17 protein-coding genes are annotated in these 17,205 nt (G+C 64.9%); 3 read left to right on the top strand and 14 right to left on the bottom strand.

Annotated elements, in window-relative coordinates:
* Positions 1-58 precede the first annotated feature (58 nt).
* From ACXHGZ_RS01605 to leuS, 5 genes are all read right to left on the bottom strand, one after another.
* Entirely contained in the window at positions 59-1,375 is a 1,317-nt protein-coding gene (locus ACXHGZ_RS01605; RefSeq protein ID WP_480462063.1) for a lytic murein transglycosylase, read from the bottom strand.
* Positions 1,376-1,435: 60 nt separating this feature from the next.
* On the bottom strand, positions 1,436-1,600 hold the full coding sequence (gene arfA, locus ACXHGZ_RS01610) for an alternative ribosome rescue factor ArfA (protein ID WP_084855545.1): 165 nt from the start codon (positions 1,598-1,600) through the stop codon (positions 1,436-1,438).
* A 194-nt stretch (positions 1,601-1,794) separates the two neighbouring features.
* Positions 1,795-2,832: a DNA polymerase III subunit delta gene (gene holA, locus ACXHGZ_RS01615; RefSeq protein ID WP_480462065.1), complete on the bottom strand. Its 1,038-nt coding sequence runs from the start codon at positions 2,830-2,832 to the stop codon at positions 1,795-1,797.
* Positions 2,833-2,872: 40 nt separating this feature from the next.
* Complete coding sequence (locus ACXHGZ_RS01620) at positions 2,873-3,478, bottom strand: LPS-assembly lipoprotein LptE (RefSeq protein ID WP_084855543.1); 606 nt, start codon at positions 3,476-3,478, stop codon at positions 2,873-2,875.
* A 61-nt stretch (positions 3,479-3,539) separates the two neighbouring features.
* Positions 3,540-6,146, bottom strand: a complete 2,607-nt coding sequence (leuS, locus tag ACXHGZ_RS01625; RefSeq protein WP_480462067.1) for a leucine--tRNA ligase — start codon at positions 6,144-6,146, stop codon at positions 3,540-3,542.
* A 230-nt stretch (positions 6,147-6,376) separates the two neighbouring features.
* On the opposite strand from leuS, the gene ACXHGZ_RS01630 reads away from it, so the two are divergent.
* Both ACXHGZ_RS01630 and ACXHGZ_RS01635 read left to right on the top strand, forming a co-directional pair.
* Positions 6,377-6,688 carry a hypothetical protein gene (locus ACXHGZ_RS01630; RefSeq protein ID WP_084855541.1) on the top strand — a complete coding sequence of 104 codons (312 nt, stop codon included), beginning with the start codon at positions 6,377-6,379 and terminating at the stop codon, positions 6,686-6,688.
* Between the two features lie 132 nt (positions 6,689-6,820).
* Complete coding sequence (locus ACXHGZ_RS01635) at positions 6,821-7,582, top strand: YdcF family protein (protein ID WP_480462069.1); 762 nt, start codon at positions 6,821-6,823, stop codon at positions 7,580-7,582.
* Between the two features lie 127 nt (positions 7,583-7,709).
* Here the strand turns inward: ACXHGZ_RS01635 and lnt are convergent, their stop codons facing one another.
* From lnt to miaB, 5 genes are all read right to left on the bottom strand, one after another.
* On the bottom strand, positions 7,710-9,227 hold the full coding sequence (lnt, locus tag ACXHGZ_RS01640) for an apolipoprotein N-acyltransferase (protein WP_480462071.1): 1,518 nt from the start codon (positions 9,225-9,227) through the stop codon (positions 7,710-7,712).
* 8 nt (positions 9,228-9,235) lie between these two features.
* Positions 9,236-10,075, bottom strand: coding sequence for a CorC family transporter (locus ACXHGZ_RS01645; protein WP_196146216.1), 840 nt, complete (start codon positions 10,073-10,075; stop codon positions 9,236-9,238).
* Positions 10,076-10,080: 5 nt separating this feature from the next.
* Positions 10,081-10,566 (bottom strand): rRNA maturation RNase YbeY, encoded by a 486-nt coding sequence (ybeY, locus tag ACXHGZ_RS01650; protein WP_480462073.1) that lies wholly within the window; start codon positions 10,564-10,566, stop codon positions 10,081-10,083.
* A complete protein-coding gene (locus ACXHGZ_RS01655) occupies positions 10,559-11,557 on the bottom strand; it encodes a PhoH family protein (RefSeq protein WP_084855536.1) in 999 nt (332 codons plus the stop codon). The genes ybeY and ACXHGZ_RS01655 overlap by 8 nt, the downstream gene beginning before the upstream one ends.
* 191 nt (positions 11,558-11,748) lie before the next feature.
* The gene (gene miaB / locus ACXHGZ_RS01660; protein ID WP_480462075.1) at positions 11,749-13,077 is read right to left on the bottom strand and encodes a tRNA (N6-isopentenyl adenosine(37)-C2)-methylthiotransferase MiaB; all 1,329 of its coding nucleotides are present in this window, start codon (positions 13,075-13,077) and stop codon (positions 11,749-11,751) included.
* 125 nt (positions 13,078-13,202) lie between these two features.
* On the opposite strand from miaB, the gene ACXHGZ_RS01665 reads away from it, so the two are divergent.
* Positions 13,203-13,529, top strand: coding sequence for a DUF1820 family protein (locus tag ACXHGZ_RS01665; RefSeq protein WP_480462077.1), 327 nt, complete (start codon positions 13,203-13,205; stop codon positions 13,527-13,529).
* A gap of 8 nt (positions 13,530-13,537) precedes the next feature.
* Here ACXHGZ_RS01665 and ACXHGZ_RS01670 read toward each other — a convergent pair whose 3' ends face one another.
* The 4 genes from ACXHGZ_RS01670 to ACXHGZ_RS01685 form a co-directional block, all read right to left on the bottom strand.
* Entirely contained in the window at positions 13,538-14,089 is a 552-nt protein-coding gene (locus tag ACXHGZ_RS01670; protein WP_084855534.1) for a tetratricopeptide repeat protein, read from the bottom strand.
* Positions 14,090-14,342: 253 nt separating this feature from the next.
* A complete protein-coding gene (gene hemL / locus ACXHGZ_RS01675) occupies positions 14,343-15,626 on the bottom strand; it encodes a glutamate-1-semialdehyde 2,1-aminomutase (RefSeq protein ID WP_368830152.1) in 1,284 nt (427 codons plus the stop codon).
* A 15-nt stretch (positions 15,627-15,641) separates the two neighbouring features.
* Complete coding sequence (gene thiE / locus ACXHGZ_RS01680) at positions 15,642-16,265, bottom strand: thiamine phosphate synthase (protein ID WP_324817534.1); 624 nt, start codon at positions 16,263-16,265, stop codon at positions 15,642-15,644.
* A gap of 16 nt (positions 16,266-16,281) precedes the next feature.
* Positions 16,282-17,079, bottom strand: coding sequence for a hydroxymethylpyrimidine/phosphomethylpyrimidine kinase (locus ACXHGZ_RS01685; RefSeq protein WP_084855531.1), 798 nt, complete (start codon positions 17,077-17,079; stop codon positions 16,282-16,284).
* Positions 17,080-17,205 lie beyond the last annotated feature (126 nt).

Below are 17,205 nucleotides of genomic sequence, written 5' to 3' on the forward strand. Positions count from 1 at the left end.
GAGGCCCTGTAGGAGCGGCCTCGTGCCGCGAAAGGGCCGCGAAGCGGCCCCCGGGGCATCACTGCCGGCGCAGGCTGTCGAGCAGCTTGTGCGTCGGGTACCCATCGGCCGGCCATCCGAGCCCTTGCTGGGCATTGCGTATGGCCTTGCGGGTATTGGCGCCGATGATGCCGTCGGCATTGCCTGCCTCGTGGCCGCGGGCGTTGAGCAGGTCTTGCAGCTCGATGCGCTCGCTGCGGCTCAGCGGCAGGTCGTCCTTGGGCCAGCTGCCGGCGATGAAGCCCCAGCCGGAGAAACGATCCCCCAGCAGGCTGACCGCCAGGGCGTAGGACGACGAATTGTTGTACTTCAGGATCGCCCGGAAGTTGTCCAGCACCAGGAACGCCGGGCCGCGGGCGCCCGCAGGCAGCAGCAGGGCGGCCGAGAGCTGGTTGCTGCCCGCAGGCAACTGGGTACCGGTCGGCAGCGTCACACCCAGCTGCAGCCATTCGCTGACGGTCTTGCGCTGGGCGCCATCGGCCAACCAGTAGTCGAAGCCGGCGGGCACCTGTACTTCGAAGCCCCAGGGTTGGCCCTTCTGCCAGCCCGAGCTCTGCAGGTAGTGGGCGGTGGAGGCCAGGGCATCGGCAGTGCTGTTCCAGATGTCCCGGCGACCGTCGCCGTCGAAGTCCACGGCGTGGGTGTTGTAGGTGGTGGGGATGAACTGGGTCTGGCCCATGGCACCGGCCCAGGAGCCACGCATGGCCTCAGGCTGGATGTCGCCGTTCTGCAGGATCTGCAGGGCGGCGATCAGCTGGTCCTGGGCGAAGGTCGGGCGACGGCCTTCATAGGCCAGGGTGGCCAGGGAACGAATCACCGACTTGCTGCCTTGGAACTGGCCGAAATTGCTTTCCATGCCCCAGACCGACACCAGGACCTGGCGATCCACACCATAGCGCTGCTCGATCTGCGACAGCAGCTCGGCGTGTTGTGCCAGCAGCTTCTTGCCGTTGCGCACGCGCAATGGCGACAGGGCGCCGTCGAGGTACTCCCACACCGGGCGGGCGAATTCAGGTTGGCTGCGGTCGGCTTTGATCACATCCATGTCGGGCGTGACGCCGAGGAAGGCGCGGTCGAACGTGCTGGGGCTGATACCGGCCTGCAGGGCCTGCTGACGGAAGCCTGCCTGCCATTGGGCGAAGGTCTGCAGGGGCTGGATTTCGTTGCTGGTATCCGGTGTGGTGCCTGGCAGTGTCACGTTTGCAGTGGGCTGGGCAGGTGCCAGCGGCAGGGCGTCGGCGGCGGTGGGTTTTTCCGCGCAGGCAACGAGCAGGATGAAGCTGGAGGCTGCGATCAGCTGGCGTGGGTGCCAGCGCAGGGACAGACGAAAGGGCATGCACAGATCCAGAATTGCGGTTCAGGTGCCGACCATATCATGACTGGGCCCTTCCTGCCTTCATGCGGCCAAAAAGCAAGAAGCCTCCCAATCTCTCGATTGGAAGGCTTCGCGGCGGTAGCTGCCTTTGCCCTTGCTCGGTCGTTCCTGGCGGCAGCGGAACAGTGGTTGGGCGACGATGGACTTGGCCTTGTTCGGGCCGTGCTTTTTCGGTTTCTTGCTCATGGCGATTACCCCGGTTGGGTGGATGTCGGGGCGCACTGTAAGGCTGGGGTGGTAGAAGGGCCAATTGATTGTGTTTATGGTCGCAAGCCTTGGGGCGCTTTGCGCCCCTTTCGCGGCACAAGGCCGCTCCTACAGGCATGCGCGCCTTTGTAGGAGCGGCCTTGTGCCGCGAAAGGGCCGCGAAGTGGCCCCCTCTATTCAGGAGGAAGCGCCAGGCGCTGGCCCGCCATCAGCAGCGACAGGCGCGCCAGGCTGGTCCAGGGCGAGCCTTCGGCTTGACCCTTGATCTGCGCATCGATGCGCTGCGCATCCTGCAGCAACTGAGCCCAGCGCTGCGCCGAGAGCCGCTGCAGAGCCTTGCTGACCAAGGGCCGGCGCTTGTCCCACACCGGCGGTCGTGCCTGGCTGAAGGCTTTGTCCAGCGGCACGCCCTGGCTGAACTGCTGGGCGAGCCCTGCCAGCAGGCGCAGCTCCCGGGCCAGGGCCCAGAGTATCACCGGTGGCTCGACCCCCTCGCCACGCAGGCCTTCGAGCATGCGCAGGGCGTGGCTGGCCTCACCGTTGAGGATTGCATCGACCAGGCCGAAGACATCGAAGCGTGCGCTGTCGGCGACGGCCGCCTGGACGGTTTCGACCGTGATCTGGTTGCTTTCGGCCAGCAGCTTGAGCTTCTCGATCTCCTGGGCGGCGGCCAGCAGGTTGCCCTCGACCCGTGCGGCGATCAGGTCCACCGCATCGCGCTGGGCGGACAGCCCAGCCTGGGCCAGGCGCTGGTTGATCCACTGCGGCAGTTGCTGGGCGTCCACCGGCCAGATCTGGATGAACTGGCAGTGTTGGCCTTCAATCAGGGCCTTGCCCCATTTGGTCTTCTGCGCACTGCCGTCGAGCTTGGGCAGGCTGATCAGCAGCAAGGTGTCCTCGGCGGGGTTGGCGCAATATTCCATGAGCGCGGCGGCGCCTTTGTCGCCTGGCTTGCCGGACGGCAGGCGCAGTTCCAGCAGGCGACGTTGGGCGAACAATGAAAGGCTGGCGCCGGCCTGGAGCAGGGTGCCCCAGTCGAAGTTGGCGTCGGCACTGAACACCTGGCGTTCATCGAAGCCTTGCTGGCGTGCGGCGGTGCGAATGGCGTCGGCCGCTTCCTGGCACAGCAGCGGGTCATCGCCGCTGACCACGTAGACCGGGGCCAGGCCACCTTGCAGGTGTTTGTTGAGTTGGGCGGGGGCGAGCTTCATGGGGTATGGGGGCACCCAGAGGTGCCCCTTCGGCCTCGTCTTAGTTGGCCGGTACTTCCATCGGGGACTGCTGCGGCGTTTCGTCCTGCTGGCGACGGGCCGCTTCCAGGGCGTCGGCTTCGGCCTTGGCGCGGGCTTCGGCTTCACGTTGCAGTTCGTCCAGGTGGGACGGGGTCAGCATCTGCAGGCGCACCATCATGGCCTGGACCAGATCGCGGCGCATTTCTTCGCGGGCCTGGGTGGCTTCCTGGTCGGAGCCGGTGATGTTGTCACCGTCATGTACGTAGATCTTGCGGACCTCGACCTTGTCGCTGAGCAGCGGAATGTCGTTCAGCCCCAGCATGCTGTAGCTGAGCACGGTGGTGAGTTCGTACTCGACCGAGCGGTTGCCGCCGCTGTAGGTGGCCGCGCGCTGGGTCTGCTTCTCGTCGGTCAGCACCAGGCGATAGGGCGCGCCGGCGTGGACGTTGACGCCGTTGCGGTCCAGGGTCTCGCGCAGCTCGGTCACGGTCTCGCCGTAGGCGTTGCGCGCGCGCAGGTCCATTTCCTTGATGGTCAGCTCGGTGGTGCCGGTGCCGCGCAGCTGGAAACCACAGGCACTGAGCACGACGGCCAGGCCCATTACCAGCAGATTGCGTTTGATCATGTTGTAGCTCCCTTGTGGGCCTGTTCCGCCCACCCGCGCCGTGTGCGGGTGGGCGTTGCCATCAGTTGGCGACGATGTTGACCAGCTTGCCCGGCACGACGATGACCTTGCGGATGGTCAGGCCATCGATGAAGCGCAGGACGTTTTCGTTGCTGCGAGCGGCGGCTTCGATCTCTTCACGGCTGGCGGCGGCGGGCATTTCAACCTGGCCGCGCAGCTTGCCGTTGACCTGGACCACCAGGGTGATGCTGTCCTGTACCAGAGCGCTTTCGTCGACGCTCGGCCAGGTGGCATCGATCACCGCCTGGTCGTGGCCCAGGTGCTGCCACAGCGCATGGCTGATGTGCGGGGTGATCGGAGCCAGCAGCAGGGTGACGGCCTCCAGGCCTTCCTGCAGCAGGGCACGGTCCTGTTCGGTGGCTTGCGGGGCTTTTTCCAGCACGTTCATCACGGTCATCACCTGGGCGATGGCGGTGTTGAACTTGTGGAACTGACCCACGTCGGTGCTGGCCTGCTTGATCGCGGCATGGATGGCGCGGCGGATGGTCTTCTGCGCGTCGTCCAGCGAAGCGACATCCAGCTTGCCCGGCAGGCCCTGGGCAACATGGGCCTGGGCCAGGCGCCAGACACGGCGCAGGAAGCGGCTGGCACCCTCGACGCCGGAGTCGGACCATTCCAGGCTCATGTCGGGCGGCGAGGCGAACATCATGAACAGGCGGCAGGTGTCGGCGCCGTAGGCGTCGATCATGGCCTGCGGGTCAACGCCGTTGTTCTTGGACTTGGACATCTTCTCGGTGCCACCGATTTCCACCGGCAGGCCGTCGGTTTTCAGGCGGGCGCCGATGATCTTGGCCTTGGCGTCACGCTCGACCTCGACGTCGGCTGGGTTGAACCAGTCCTTGCCACCGTTGCTGGCGGTGCGGTAGTAGGTCTCGGCGACGACCATGCCCTGGGTGAGCAGGTTCTTGAACGGCTCGTTGGAGGTGACCAGGCCTTCGTCGCGCATCAGCTTGTGGAAGAAGCGCGCATACAGCAGGTGCAGGATGGCGTGCTCGATACCGCCGATGTACTGGTCCACAGGCAGCCAGTGGTTGGCCGCCTTCGGGTCGACCATGCCACCTTCGTAGTTTGGCGAAGCATAGCGGGCGAAGTACCAGGACGACTCGACGAAGGTGTCCATGGTGTCGGTTTCGCGCTTGGCCGCAGCGCCGCATTTCGGGCAGGTGCATTCGTAGAATTCGGGCATGCGCGCCAGGGGCGAGCCGGCGCCGTCCGGCACCACATCCTCGGGCAATTTGACCGGCAGTTGGTCTTCCGGCACCGGCACGTCGCCGCAGGACGGGCAGTGGATGATCGGGATCGGGCAGCCCCAGTAGCGCTGGCGGCTGATGCCCCAGTCGCGCAGGCGGAACTGGGTGCGCGACTTGCCGAGTTCCTTGCGGATCAGTGCGGCTTCGATGGCGTCGAACGCGCCCTGGAAGTCCAGGCCGTCGAATTCGCCGGAGTTGATCAGTTGGCCATGCTCGCCGTAGGCGGCCTGCCATTCGCTGCCGACCTCGTCGCCCGCGCTGGTGCGTACCACTGCCTTGACCGGCAGGTTGTACTTGTGGGCGAACTCGAAGTCGCGCTCGTCATGGGCCGGGACTGCCATCACGGCGCCATCGCCGTAGTGCATCAACACGTAGTTGGCGACCCAGACCGGCAGCTTTTCGCCGGTCAGTGGGTGCTGGACGAACAGGGAAGTGGGCATGCCCTTCTTCTCCTGGGTGGCCATGTCGGCCTCGGCGACGCTGCCGCTCTTGCATTCGTCGATGAACGCCTGCAGCGCCGGGTTGCCCTGGGCAGCCTGGGTGGCCAGCGGGTGCTCGGCGGCGACCGCGACGTAGGTGGCACCCATCAGGGTGTCCGGGCGGGTGGTGAAGACCTTCAGGGCGCCTTCATGGCCGATGCTCGCCTGGTCGTAGGGGAACTGCACTTCCATGCCGCGCGACTTGCCGATCCAGTTGCGCTGCATGGTCTTGACCTGCTCAGGCCAGCCCGGCAGCTCGTCGAGGCTTTCCAGCAGCTCGTCGGCGTAGTCGGTGATGCGGAAGTAGTACATCGGGATTTCGCGCTTCTCGATCAGCGCGCCCGAACGCCAGCCACGGCCGTCGATGACCTGTTCGTTGGCCAGGACAGTCTGGTCGACCGGGTCCCAGTTGACGGTGCCGTTCTTGCGGTAGATGACACCCTTCTCGAACAGGCGGGTGAACAGCCACTGCTCCCAGCGGTAGTAGTCCGGCTTGCAGGTGGTGACTTCACGGGACCAGTCGATCGCCAGGCCCAGGCTCTTGAGCTGGGACTTCATGTAGTCGATGTTCTCGTACGTCCACTTGGCCGGGGCGACGTTGTTCTTCATCGCGGCGTTTTCCGCCGGCATGCCGAAGGCGTCCCAACCCATCGGCTGGAGCACGTTCTTGCCCTGCATGCGCTGGTAGCGGGCGATCACATCGCCGATGGTGTAGTTGCGCACGTGACCCATGTGTAGCTTGCCGCTCGGGTACGGGAACATCGACAGGCAGTAGTAGGTGTCCTTGCCTGGCTGTTCGGTGACAGCGAACGATTGTTGCTCGTCCCAGAAGGTCTGGGCGGCGGCTTCTATTTCACGGGGCGTGTATTGTTCGTGCATGGCTACTTTGTGCTGAGAGAGGTAGGGACCCTGTTTTCCGCAGCGGAACCTCGCTGCGTCCGGCACTCCGGTGTCGGTAGAGTGAACGCCGTAGCATACATGAGCGTCGCGTATCGTGGGAAACCCTGAATGCGGCGCACGGGCCGTTGGTCGCGGCATCCGGCTGCTTTTTGCAGTGACGCTAAGCTCATTTGTGGGGGAGATATTCTTATCTTCAATGAGGTGAACGGATGGGAGAGTCGCAGCTACCCGCAATCAAACCGGAGCTATACGAACGCTTGATCGACCGCCTGGGCCTGGCTCTGGAAGTGGCCAGGACCTCCGTACGATTACGCGACGAGATGCCAGCCGAACTGGAACTGCGTGGCCTGAGCCATGCCGAGTTCGAAGTGATCAAGGCCTACCTGGAAACCCTCCCGGAAGGTCGCTTTGCCAGTACCGGGGCCTACCCGCCACCGGAGCCGACTTCGGCGAAGATCGTCTGGCTCAAGGACAAGAAACGCCCTGCCATCACGGCAAGATCCCGGACGCTGCCCCGCTAGCCGTTCTGGGTTCCAGGCGCAGACCGTCGTGCGCCGGTTCTTTCTTACAACTGCTCATGATCGGCGTCGGACACACACTTGTTGCCCGGCGTCGATCCTCTTAGGCTGCACGCCTTCATGGGAGGTCTGTGCATGCCGCTTCGCTACTTCATCAAACAATGGTTGCTGCCGCCTGGCGTGCTGTTCCTGCTGCTGCTGGCCGCCTGGTGGCTGCGCACGCGACGCCCGCGCCTGGCGGCGGCCTGCTTCGCCCTGGGCCTGGGCGGCCTGTGGCTGATGAGTCTGCCCCTGGTGGTGGAGCAGGCTGCCCGGCAACTGGAAACCGAAGCGCCGCTGCTGCCGGCGCAATGGCCGGCCCTGGCCGAGCGTGTCGATGCCATCGTCGTGCTGGGCGCCGGCCGTGAGCGTGGCGACCCGGCCTGGGGTGGCCAGGACCAACCGACCGGCACGGCCCTGGAGCGCATGCGCTATGCCGCGCAGCTGGCCAAGGCCTCGGGGTTGCCGCTGGCGATCAGTGGCGGGCTGCACTACGGGACGCCGCCGAGCGAGGCGCAATTGATGGCTGACCGATTGCAGGCGGACTTCGGCGTTGCCGTGCGCTGGAAGGAGGAGGCCAGCCGCACCACCTGGGAGAATGCCCAGTTCAGTGCGCGGCTGCTGCAGCCCCAGGGCGTCCGCCGGGTGGTGCTGGTGACCCAGGCCTGGCACATGCCGCGTGCGCGGTGGAGCTTTGAGCGGGCGGGGTTCGAGGTGGTGACGGCGCCGGTGGGGTTCCTCGGTGGCGACCATGCCCAGCCGTTCGCCGGCTTGCTGCCCGATAGCCGGGCGGTTTGGCGCAGTGGGCAGTTGCTTAACGAGGCGGTGGGGTTGGTGGGGTATCGGTTGTTCTATTGATGCTTTCTGCTGCTGGACCGGCCTCATCGCGGGACGAGCCCGCTCCTACAGGTACGCACAAACCTCAAGGGCTGTGGAGATCCTGTGGGAGCGGGCTTGTCCCGCGATGAGGCCGGGGCAGGAAAACTTAGACTGTCTTGGCGATCCGGCTTGCCAGCAGCGACCAGCCCAGCAACAGGGCGCAGATGATAGCCAGTGGCCACGAGCGCCATTGCAGGTAGGGGGTCAGCTGTTGCATCGGCACCACTTCCCCATAGAGAACCGCCTGCTGGAATTGCGGAATCTGCGCGGTGATCCTGCCGAACGGGTCGATCAGCGCGGTCACGCCGTTGTTGGTGGCGCGGATCATCCAGCGGCCTGCTTCCAGGGCTCGCATCTGGGCCATCTGCAGGTGTTGCAGCGGGCCGATCGAGGTGCCGAACCAGGTGTCGTTGCTGATGGTCAGCAACAGATCGCTACGCGCTGCCAGGCCTGCGGCGAACTCGGGGTATACCACCTCGTAGCAGATGAACGGCGCAACCTGGTAGCCCTTGGCCTGCAACAGCGGCTGGTCCGACGGGCCGCGGGCGAAGTCCGACATGGGCAGGTTGAAGAATTCGATCAGCCCACGGAGCATGTCCTGCAGCGGTACGTACTCGCCGAACGGCACTAGTTTCTGCTTGAGGTAGGTGCCGTCGCCTTCGCCGGTCACGGTGATGCCGTTGTAATAGCGGCGCTGATGATGCACCACTTCACGCACTGGCACGCCGGTGATCAGCGCCGAATGGCGGTCGGCGGCAAAGCGCCCCATCACATCGATGTAGCCCTGGGCCTGATCCTTGAGCACTGGCACGGCGGTTTCCGGCCACACCAGCAGGTCCACGGGCTTGGAGGTGAAACTCATGTCGCGGTACAGCGTCAGTTGTGCGTCGATGTGCGCAGGGTCCCATTTCAGGTCCTGCTCGACGTTACCCTGCAAGGCGGCGACCTTCAGTGGGTCGCCGGAGGGTATGGTCCAGGCGTGGTTTTTGAGGGCCAGGCCGACGCCCCAGGGCGCCACCAGCAGTACCACGCCCGCTGCCAGGAACGATGGGCGTGCGCGCAAGCGGGGCAGGTTGCACAGCAGCGCCGCGCTCAATGCCAGGACAAAGGAAACCAGCCATACGCCCCCAAGCGGCGCCAGGCCTGCGAGTGGGCCATCGAGCTGGCTGTAGCCAGCGTACAACCAGGGAAAACCGGTCAGGAACCAGCCGCGGAAGGCCTCTTGCAGCAGCCACAGGGCCGCGAAGCACAGGGCGTCGGCCAACGGCGCCTCGTTGCGCCGCAGCCAGCGTGCCCACAGCCAAGTGGGCAGGGCGAAGAACCAGGCCAGGGCAGCGAAGAACGCCAGCAGCAGCCCCACCGCCAGCAGCGGCGAGGCGCCGCCGTAGGTGTTCATGCTGACGTAGATCCACCAGGTGCCGGCGCCGTACAGGCCGAAGCCGAACCACCAGCCACGCCACATGGCCTGGCGTGGGCTGAGCTCACGCAGGCCCAGGTAGAGCAGGGCGATGGACAGCAGCGCCAGCGGCCAGATGTCGAACGGCGCCAGGGCCAGGAGGGTCGATGCGCCAGCCGCCAGGGCCAGCAGGTTACCGGGCCAGCCGGGGCGGGTGATCCAACGCATGTTTGTCCTTAACGGGTGATCGGGGTCAGGCGCAGCAAGTGTATCCGCCGGCTGTCGGCATTGAGAATACGGAACTTGTAGGCGCCGATCTCGGTGGTCTCGTTGCGCTTGGGCAGGTGGCCGAAGGCACTCATCACCAGGCCGCCGACGGTGTCGAATTCGTCGTCGGAGAACTCGCAGTCGAAGAACTCGTTGAAGTTTTCGATCGGCGTCAGGGCCTTGATCAGGAAGTCACCGCTGGGCAGTGGCTTGATGTAGCTGTCTTCCTCGACGTCGTGTTCGTCCTCGATGTCGCCGACGATCTGCTCCAGCACGTCCTCGATGGTCACCAGGCCGGCTACGCCGCCGTATTCGTCGATGACCACGGCCATGTGGTTGTGGTTGGCGCGGAACTCGCGCAGCAGCACGTTCAGGCGCTTGGACTCCGGCACGAAGGTGGCGGGGCGCAGCAGGTCCTTGATGTTGAAGCTGTCACCGTTCTCCTTGAGGATCAACGGCAGCAGGTCCTTGGCCAGGAGGATCCCGAGCACATCGTCATGGCTCTCGCCGATCACCGGGTAGCGCGAGTGCGCGGCGTCGATCACTGCCGGCAGGAATTCGCGTGGCGACTGGCTGGCCTTGATGCTGATCATCTGCGAGCGCGGCACCATGATGTCGCGCACCTGCAGGTCGGCGACCTGGATGGCGCCTTCGACGATGGTCAGCGCTTCGCTGTCGAGCAGCTTGTTCTGATGGGCTTCGCGCAGCAGCTCGAGGAGCTCCTGGCGGTTTTTCGGCTCATGGGCAAAAGCCTGGGTCAGCTTACCCAGCCAGGACTTTTGCCCATTGCTCGATCGGTCTTCGCTCATGGCGGTTACTCGTGATCCTTTGTCGCGGGAGGCGTGATTTCGTCATCGGCGTACGGGTCGGGATGACCCAGTTCCGCCAGCAAGGTTCGTTCCAGGGCTTCCATTTCCTCGGCTTCGTCATCGTCGATGTGGTCGTAGCCGAGCAGGTGCAGGCAGCCATGGATGACCAGGTGCGCCCAGTGCGCCTCGAGGGCCTTGCCCTGTTCGGCGGCTTCGCGCTCGACCACCGGCACGCAGATGACCAGGTCGCCCAGCAGCGGGATGTCGAGCAGCTCGTCGGGGACATCGGCCGGGAACGACAGCACGTTGGTCGCGTAGTCCTTGTGCCGGTAGGTGTTGTTGAGCTCGCGGCCTTCGGTCTCATCGACCAGGCGAATGGTCATTTCCGAGTCGGCACTGCGCTGGCGCAGGGCCAGCTCGCACCAGCGGCGGAAGGCGGCGTCATCAGGGGCAGCGGCATCCGTGGCCCGTTGCAGGTCGAGTTCAAGCATCTTGGGCGGGTGCCTCGGGCTTGGCCTGGCGGGCGTCGAAGCGGTCATAGGCTTCGACGATGCGTTGCACCAAGGGGTGGCGAACCACGTCCTTGGGCTGGAAGTGGGTGAAGCTGATGCCCGGCACGTCCTTGAGCACCTCGATCACATGGGCCAGGCCCGACTTGGTGCCACGTGGCAGGTCGACCTGGGTGATGTCGCCGGTGATCACCGCAGTCGAGCCAAAGCCGATGCGGGTGAGGAACATCTTCATCTGCTCGAGGGTGGTGTTCTGGCTTTCGTCGAGGATGATGAAGCTGTTGTTCAGGGTGCGGCCACGCATGTAGGCCAGCGGAGCGATCTCGATCACCTGGCGTTCGATCAGCTTGGCCACATGTTCGAAGCCGAGCATCTCGTAGAGGGCGTCGTACAGCGGGCGCAGGTACGGGTCGATCTTCTGCGCCAGGTCGCCAGGCAGGAAGCCGAGCTTCTCGCCGGCCTCGACGGCCGGGCGTACCAGCAGGATGCGGCGCACCTGTTCGCGCTCCAGGGCATCCACGGCGCAGGCCACGGCCAGGTACGTCTTGCCGGTACCGGCGGGGCCGATGCCGAAGTTGATGTCGTTGGCCAGGATTTCCTTCACGTAGCGCTGCTGGTTGACACCGCGCGGGCGGATATTGCCCTTGCGCGTGCGCAGCGAGACGCTGACTTCGTTGACGGCCGGGTTGTCGAGGGTCTCGACGGTCGACTCCTGCAGGTACAGGTGGACGGTTTCCGGTGACAGCTCGGAGGCCTTGGCTTCGCGATAGAGGCGGCGCAGCAGCTGTTCGGCAGCCGAGGTGGTCTTGGGCTCGCCGATCAGTTCGAACTGATTGCCACGGTTGCGGATTTCGATGGCCAGGCGCTGTTCGATCAGGCGCAGGTGCTCGTCGAACTGGCCGCACAGGTTGGCGAAGCGGTGGGCCTCGAAGGGCTCGAGGATGAAGCGATGGGGTTGTATGGGTGCGTTCAAGGTCGTTTTTAGCCGCTCGACGGCAATGGATGTGAACTCAAGAATAACCCTTGAAGGGCGGTGGTGAAAGCACTGAAACGATCAAGGGACAGGTATCTGTGGTGGCGCATTCGCGGGTAAACCCGCTCCCACGAGGTTCACCGCCATTCGGTGGGAGCGGGTTCACCCGCGAAAAGGCCCGCCACCGATCATCATTGAACCAATGAGCCGACCAACGAATGCGGCTTGGCCTCTTCGATCCGTACATCCACCAACTGGCCGATCAGCGCAGGATTGTCGCAGTGGAAGTTGACGATTCGATTATTCTCGGTGCGCCCCTGCAGCTTGCCCGGGTCGCGCTTGGAGAAGTCGGTGACCAGGATGCGCTGGACGCTGCCGACCATGCGTCGGCTGATCTCGAACCCCTGCTGGTCGATGCGGTGCTGCAGCCGTTGCAGGCGCTGCTTCTTCACGTCTTCGGGCGTGTCGTCCACCAGCTCCGCCGCCGGAGTGCCCGGGCGGGCGCTGTAGACGAACGAGAAAGAGAAGTCGAAGCCGACCTCCGCCACCAGCTTCATGGTCTGTTCGAAGTCTTTTTCGGTCTCGCCGGGGAAGCCGACGATGAAGTCCGAACTGATGCAAATGTCCGGTACCGCGGCCTTGAGCTTGCGCAGCTTGGACTTGTATTCGAGGATCGTGTGGTTGCGCTTCATGGCCGCCAGCACGCGGTCGGAGCCGGCCTGTACCGGCAGGTGCAGGTGCTTGACCAGTTGCGGGACCTCGGCATGGGCCTGGATCAGGCTGTCGGAGAATTCCAGCGGGTGCGAGGTGGTGTAGCGGATCCGTTCGATACCGTCCACCGCTGCCACGACGCGGATCAGCTCGGCCAGGTCGGCCAGGCGCCCGTCATGGGTCAGGCCGCGGTAGCCGTTGACGTTCTGGCCGAGCAAGGTGATCTCGCGCACGCCGTTCTCGGCCAGGTGGATCACCTCGGCCAGCACGTCGTCGAACGGCCGGCTGACTTCGGTGCCGCGGGTGTAGGGCACCACGCAGAAAGTGCAGTACTTGCTGCAGCCTTCCATGACCGAGACGAACGCGGTCGGCCCGTCGATGCGGGGCTCGGGGAGGTGGTCGAACTTCTCGATCTCCGGGAACGACACGTCGACCTGCGGCAGGCGGGTGCTGCGGGCGGCGTCGATCATCTCGGGCAGGCGGTGTAGGGTCTGCGGGCCGAACACCACGTCGACATAGGGCGCCCGCTTGCGCAGCGCCTCGCCTTCCTGGCTGGCGACGCAGCCACCGACGGCGATGACCATGTCCGGGTTGCGGTCTTTCAGGGCGCGCCAGCGGCCGAGCTTGGAGTACACCTGGTCCTGGGCCTTTTCGCGGATCGAGCAGGTGTTGAGCAGGATGACGTCGGCATCATCGGGGTGCTCGGTCACTTCCAGGGCCTGGTATTCGCCCAGCAGGTCGACCATGCGCGAGCTGTCGTACTCGTTCATCTGGCAACCGTGGGTTTCAATGTAGAGCTTCTTGGCCATGGCGAATCATCTGCTGCGGGTGCTGAAAGGGCCGCACATTATAGAGACCGGGGCGGGTGCTTAACAGGCCAGGCGGTCTGCTATGATGCCGGCCTTTTCCTATCTTTGTGCCGTTTCTTTCGATCATGAGCAAACGCGAACCCGCTATCTACAAAGTGATCTTCCTGAACCAGGGCCAGGTTTTCGAGATGTACGCCAAGCAGATCTACCAGAGCGACCTGTGGGGGTTCCTGGAGATCGAGGAATTCGTCTTCGGCGAGCGCTCCCAGGTGGTGGTCGACCCCAGCGAAGAGAAGCTCAAGACGCAGTTCGAAGGCGTGGTGCGCAGCTTCGTGCCGATGCATTCGATCGTGCGTATCGACGAGGTGGAGCGCCTGGGTACCGCGAAGATCAGCGAGGCCAAGGGGGGCGGCAACGTGATGCCGTTCCCGATGCCGATGCCGGAGAAGTAGGCGGCCCGTCAGGGCAGGGGGGAGAACGGCGTACGCCCTTCGGCGTTCTGCAGTTCCAGCAGGTATTTGCGGAAGATCTGGCCAAGCACCTGGGTGGCATGTTCGAGTTCGTCGCGGGGCATCTGCTCGGTGACTTCGTCGGCCATGTCCAGGGCGTCTTCATCGCCATTGACCGCAGCCATCTTCAGCAGGATATAGGCCTGCACATTGTTGGCCGGGACCCCCTCGCCATGGAAGAACATGGCGCCCAGGCGGTATTGGGCCTGGGCTTGGCCTTGCAGCGAGGCCTTCTCGAACCAGTTGACGGCTTTTTTCAGGTCCTTGGGGGCTTGGTTGCCACTGTAGTAGAACTCGCCCAGTTCGTACTGTGCCTGGGCATCCCCCGATTCTGCCGTCCGCTCGCACGCCTTCAGGGCATTCTCCAGGTCCTCTGGCTGGGTATTGAGGGTGCAGCGTCCCGTCGCTGGAATGAGCAACGAGTTGCCGCCCTCCGCCAGGGCCAGCAGGGGCTGAAGAAGCAGCAGGCAGCCCAGGGTAAGGGCTCGGCCGGTGCGGTTCATGGGGATCGACTTACCTCTGCAAAGCTGCGGCCAATGTCTCTGGTGGCACATTATGGGATAAGCAGCGCCTACCTTACAAAGTTTTACTCGATTTTCTGTATAGGTGAAGCTTGGTCATCCAGAGGTTGGGGGTGTGACAGGCGTCACAAAGCCGGTGTGAACCGGCCCCTTCGCGGGTGAACCCGCTCCCACAGCGTTGATGATGGGCTTGTGGGAGCGTGGTTGACCGCGAATGCGCCCGTGCAGGCAATCTTTATTTCAGGGCTGCGAAGGCGCGTTCGGCTGCATCCAGGGTGATCTTCAGCTCGGCATCGCCATGGGCGATGGAGGTGAAGCCGGCCTCGAACGCGCTCGGCGCCAGGTACACGCCGCCCTCGAGCATCAGATGGAAGAAGCGCTTGAAGCGTTCGACATCGCTGGCCATCACGTCGTCGAAGGTGACGATGTCGTCGGCGCCGCTGAAATACAGGCCGAACATGGCGCCCGCCTGGGTGGTGACGAACGGAACGCCAGCGGCATCGGCGCGCTGCTGCAGGCCGTCGAGCATGCGGCTGGTGTAGGCGGTCACTTCATCGTGGAAGCCCGGGCGGCTGATCAGCTTGAGCGTGGTCAGGCCCGCGGCCATGGCCAGCGGGTTACCCGACAGGGTACCGGCCTGGTAGACCGGGCCAAGCGGGGCGATGCACTCCATGATCTCGCGCTTGCCGCCGAAGCAGCCGACCGGCATGCCGCCACCGACGATCTTGCCGAAGGTCGACAGGTCCGGCTTGATGCCGTAATGGCCCTGGGCGCCACCGAGGGACACGCGGAAACCGGTCATCACTTCATCGAAGATCAGCACCACGCCGTGCTTGTCGCATTGTTCGCGCAGGCCCTCGAGGAAGCCTGGCGCCGGCGGTACGCAGTTCATGTTTCCGGCCACCGGCTCGACGATGATGCAGGCTACCGTCTGGCCGACCTCCGACAGGGTTTTCTCCACCGCCGCGATGTCGTTGAACGGCAGGGTCAGGGTGTGCTTGGCGAAGTCCGCCGGCACGCCGGCGGAGCTCGGCACGCCCTGGGTCAGCAGGCCGGAACCGGCCTTGACCAGCAGGCTGTCGGAGTGGCCGTGGTAGCAGCCTTCGAACTTGATGATCGCATCGCGGCCGGTATAGCCACGGGCCAGGCGGATGGCGCTCATGGTCGCCTCGGTACCGGAGCTGACCATGCGCACCATTTCCATGGACGGCACGATCGAGCAGACCAGGTCGGCCATCTCGGTTTCCATGGCGGTCGGGGCGCCGTAGGACAGCCCGTGCTCCAGCTGCTTGCGCACCGACGCAAGGACGTCCGGGTGGCTATGGCCGAGGATCATCGGGCCCCAGGAGCCGACGTAGTCGACGTAGCGCTTGTCGTCTTCATCGATGACATAGGCGCCTTCGGCATGCTTGAAGAACAGCGGGGTGCCGCCGACGCTGCGGAAGGCACGCACGGGCGAGTTCACGCCGCCGGGGATGTGCTTCTGGGCTTGGGCGAACAGGGATTCGGAACGGGACATGGGATTTCTCTCGAATCAGGAAGCGAACAAGGCGTTGAAGGCGCGGGCGCGGCGGGTGACTTCCTGCGCGCTGTCGGCACCGAACAGGCCATGGATCACCGCCAGCAGGTCGGCGCCTTGGGCGACCAGCGGGGCGGCGTTGTCGAGGGTGATGCCGCCGATCACGGCGATCGGCAGTTGCACGCGGGCGCGGGCTTGGCCCAGCAGGGCGAGGTCGGCGGCCGGTGCACCGGGTTTGGTCACGGAGTTGAAGAATCGGCCGAAGGCCACGTAGCTGGCGCCTTCGGCGGCGGCCTGCTCGGCCAGTTCGAGCTGGGCGTGGCAGGTGGAGCCGATGATGGCGTCACGGCCGAGCAGGGCGCGGGCCGGGGTCAGGGGGCCATCGGTCTGGCCCAGGTGTACGCCGACGCCCAGGCGTGCGGCCAGCTCGGCGTCGTCATTGATGACCAACTGGGTACCGTAGCGCTCGCAGAGCTTCGCCAACGCTTCGGCTTCGCGCAGGCGGCGGGCTGCGTCATCGCTCTTGTCGCGGTACTGCAGCAGGCACACGCCGCCGTCCAAGGCCGCCTCGACATGGGACAGGAAGCGACCGGCGAGCAGCTGGCTGTCGGTGATCGCGTACAGACCGCGTAACTTCATCGCAAGACCTCGTGGATCAGGAGCAGAAATCCAAGGGCAGCCGGCGTGGGACGAACTGCCCCTTGCCCAGCTGCTCGGCATCGCGCAGGGTGCGCCAGGTATAGTCCAGCGCGCTGCGCACGGCACTTTCCAGCTGTTCGCCAAGGGCCAGGCGACCGGCCAGGGCGCTGGCCAGCGTGCAGCCCGAGCCATGGTAGCTGCCTGGCAGGCGCTCGCAGGTCCAGGTGTGCTGCTGGCCATCGCGGCTATAGAGCCGGTTGTGGATTTGCGCTTCGTCGCCGTGACCACCGGTAATCAGCAGATGTCTACAGAACGGCAAAAGTTTCTCGGCGCATTCGTCCGCGGTGCCTTCGGGCAGCTCGGCGAGGATGCGGGCTTCAGGCAGGTTCGGCGTGGCGATCAGGGCCAGCGGCAGCAGGCGCTCACGCAGCGCGTAGCCGACTTCGTCCTTGCCCAGTCGACCACCGCCGCCGGCCCGCAGGACCGGGTCGCAGACCAGCGGCAGGTGCGGGTGGGCGGCGAGCAGTTCGGCAACGGTATCGACCATTTCGATCGAGCCGAGCATGCCGAGCTTGACCGCTGCCACCGTGGAGTCGGCCAGCACGGCATTGGCCTGGGCCAGGACCCACTCGCGGTCGAGCACACGGAAGTCGGAAACGTTGACGGTATCCTGCACGGTCAGGGCGGTCACGGCAGGTGCGGCGTGACAGCCCTGGGCGATCAGGGCTTCGATATCTGCCTGCAGGCCGGCACCGCCACTGGGGTCGTGGCCGGAGAGACAGAGGACAACGGGGCGGGAGCTGTAGGTATTCATGGTCGGCGAGCTTACCACCAAACCTGTTGGGGCGAAGCGCCCTGCGCGGGGCTTTTGTTGATCAAATGGTCAGAAAATATCGTGGCTATTGTCTGAAAGTATTGAGATAGAGCCTTTTCTTCATAT

This window comes from Pseudomonas shiyinii (assembly GCF_056725765.1).

Coding starts and splice junctions, on each gene's coding strand:
- ACXHGZ_RS01605 (WP_480462063.1), bottom strand. CDS start 1,375: ATGCCCTTTCGTCTGTCCCTGCGCTGGCACCCACGCCAGCTGATCGCA.
- arfA (WP_084855545.1), bottom strand. CDS start 1,600: ATGAGCAAGAAACCGAAAAAGCACGGCCCGAACAAGGCCAAGTCCATC.
- holA (WP_480462065.1), bottom strand. CDS start 2,832: ATGAAGCTCGCCCCCGCCCAACTCAACAAACACCTGCAAGGTGGCCTG.
- ACXHGZ_RS01620 (WP_084855543.1), bottom strand. CDS start 3,478: ATGATCAAACGCAATCTGCTGGTAATGGGCCTGGCCGTCGTGCTCAGT.
- leuS (WP_480462067.1), bottom strand. CDS start 6,146: ATGCACGAACAATACACGCCCCGTGAAATAGAAGCCGCCGCCCAGACC.
- ACXHGZ_RS01630 (WP_084855541.1), top strand. CDS start 6,377: ATGGGAGAGTCGCAGCTACCCGCAATCAAACCGGAGCTATACGAACGC.
- ACXHGZ_RS01635 (WP_480462069.1), top strand. CDS start 6,821: ATGCCGCTTCGCTACTTCATCAAACAATGGTTGCTGCCGCCTGGCGTG.
- lnt (WP_480462071.1), bottom strand. CDS start 9,227: ATGCGTTGGATCACCCGCCCCGGCTGGCCCGGTAACCTGCTGGCCCTG.
- ACXHGZ_RS01645 (WP_196146216.1), bottom strand. CDS start 10,075: ATGAGCGAAGACCGATCGAGCAATGGGCAAAAGTCCTGGCTGGGTAAG.
- ybeY (WP_480462073.1), bottom strand. CDS start 10,566: ATGCTTGAACTCGACCTGCAACGGGCCACGGATGCCGCTGCCCCTGAT.
- miaB (WP_480462075.1), bottom strand. CDS start 13,077: ATGGCCAAGAAGCTCTACATTGAAACCCACGGTTGCCAGATGAACGAG.
- ACXHGZ_RS01665 (WP_480462077.1), top strand. CDS start 13,203: ATGAGCAAACGCGAACCCGCTATCTACAAAGTGATCTTCCTGAACCAG.
- ACXHGZ_RS01670 (WP_084855534.1), bottom strand. CDS start 14,089: ATGAACCGCACCGGCCGAGCCCTTACCCTGGGCTGCCTGCTGCTTCTT.
- hemL (WP_368830152.1), bottom strand. CDS start 15,626: ATGTCCCGTTCCGAATCCCTGTTCGCCCAAGCCCAGAAGCACATCCCC.
- thiE (WP_324817534.1), bottom strand. CDS start 16,265: ATGAAGTTACGCGGTCTGTACGCGATCACCGACAGCCAGCTGCTCGCC.
- ACXHGZ_RS01685 (WP_084855531.1), bottom strand. CDS start 17,079: ATGAATACCTACAGCTCCCGCCCCGTTGTCCTCTGTCTCTCCGGCCAC.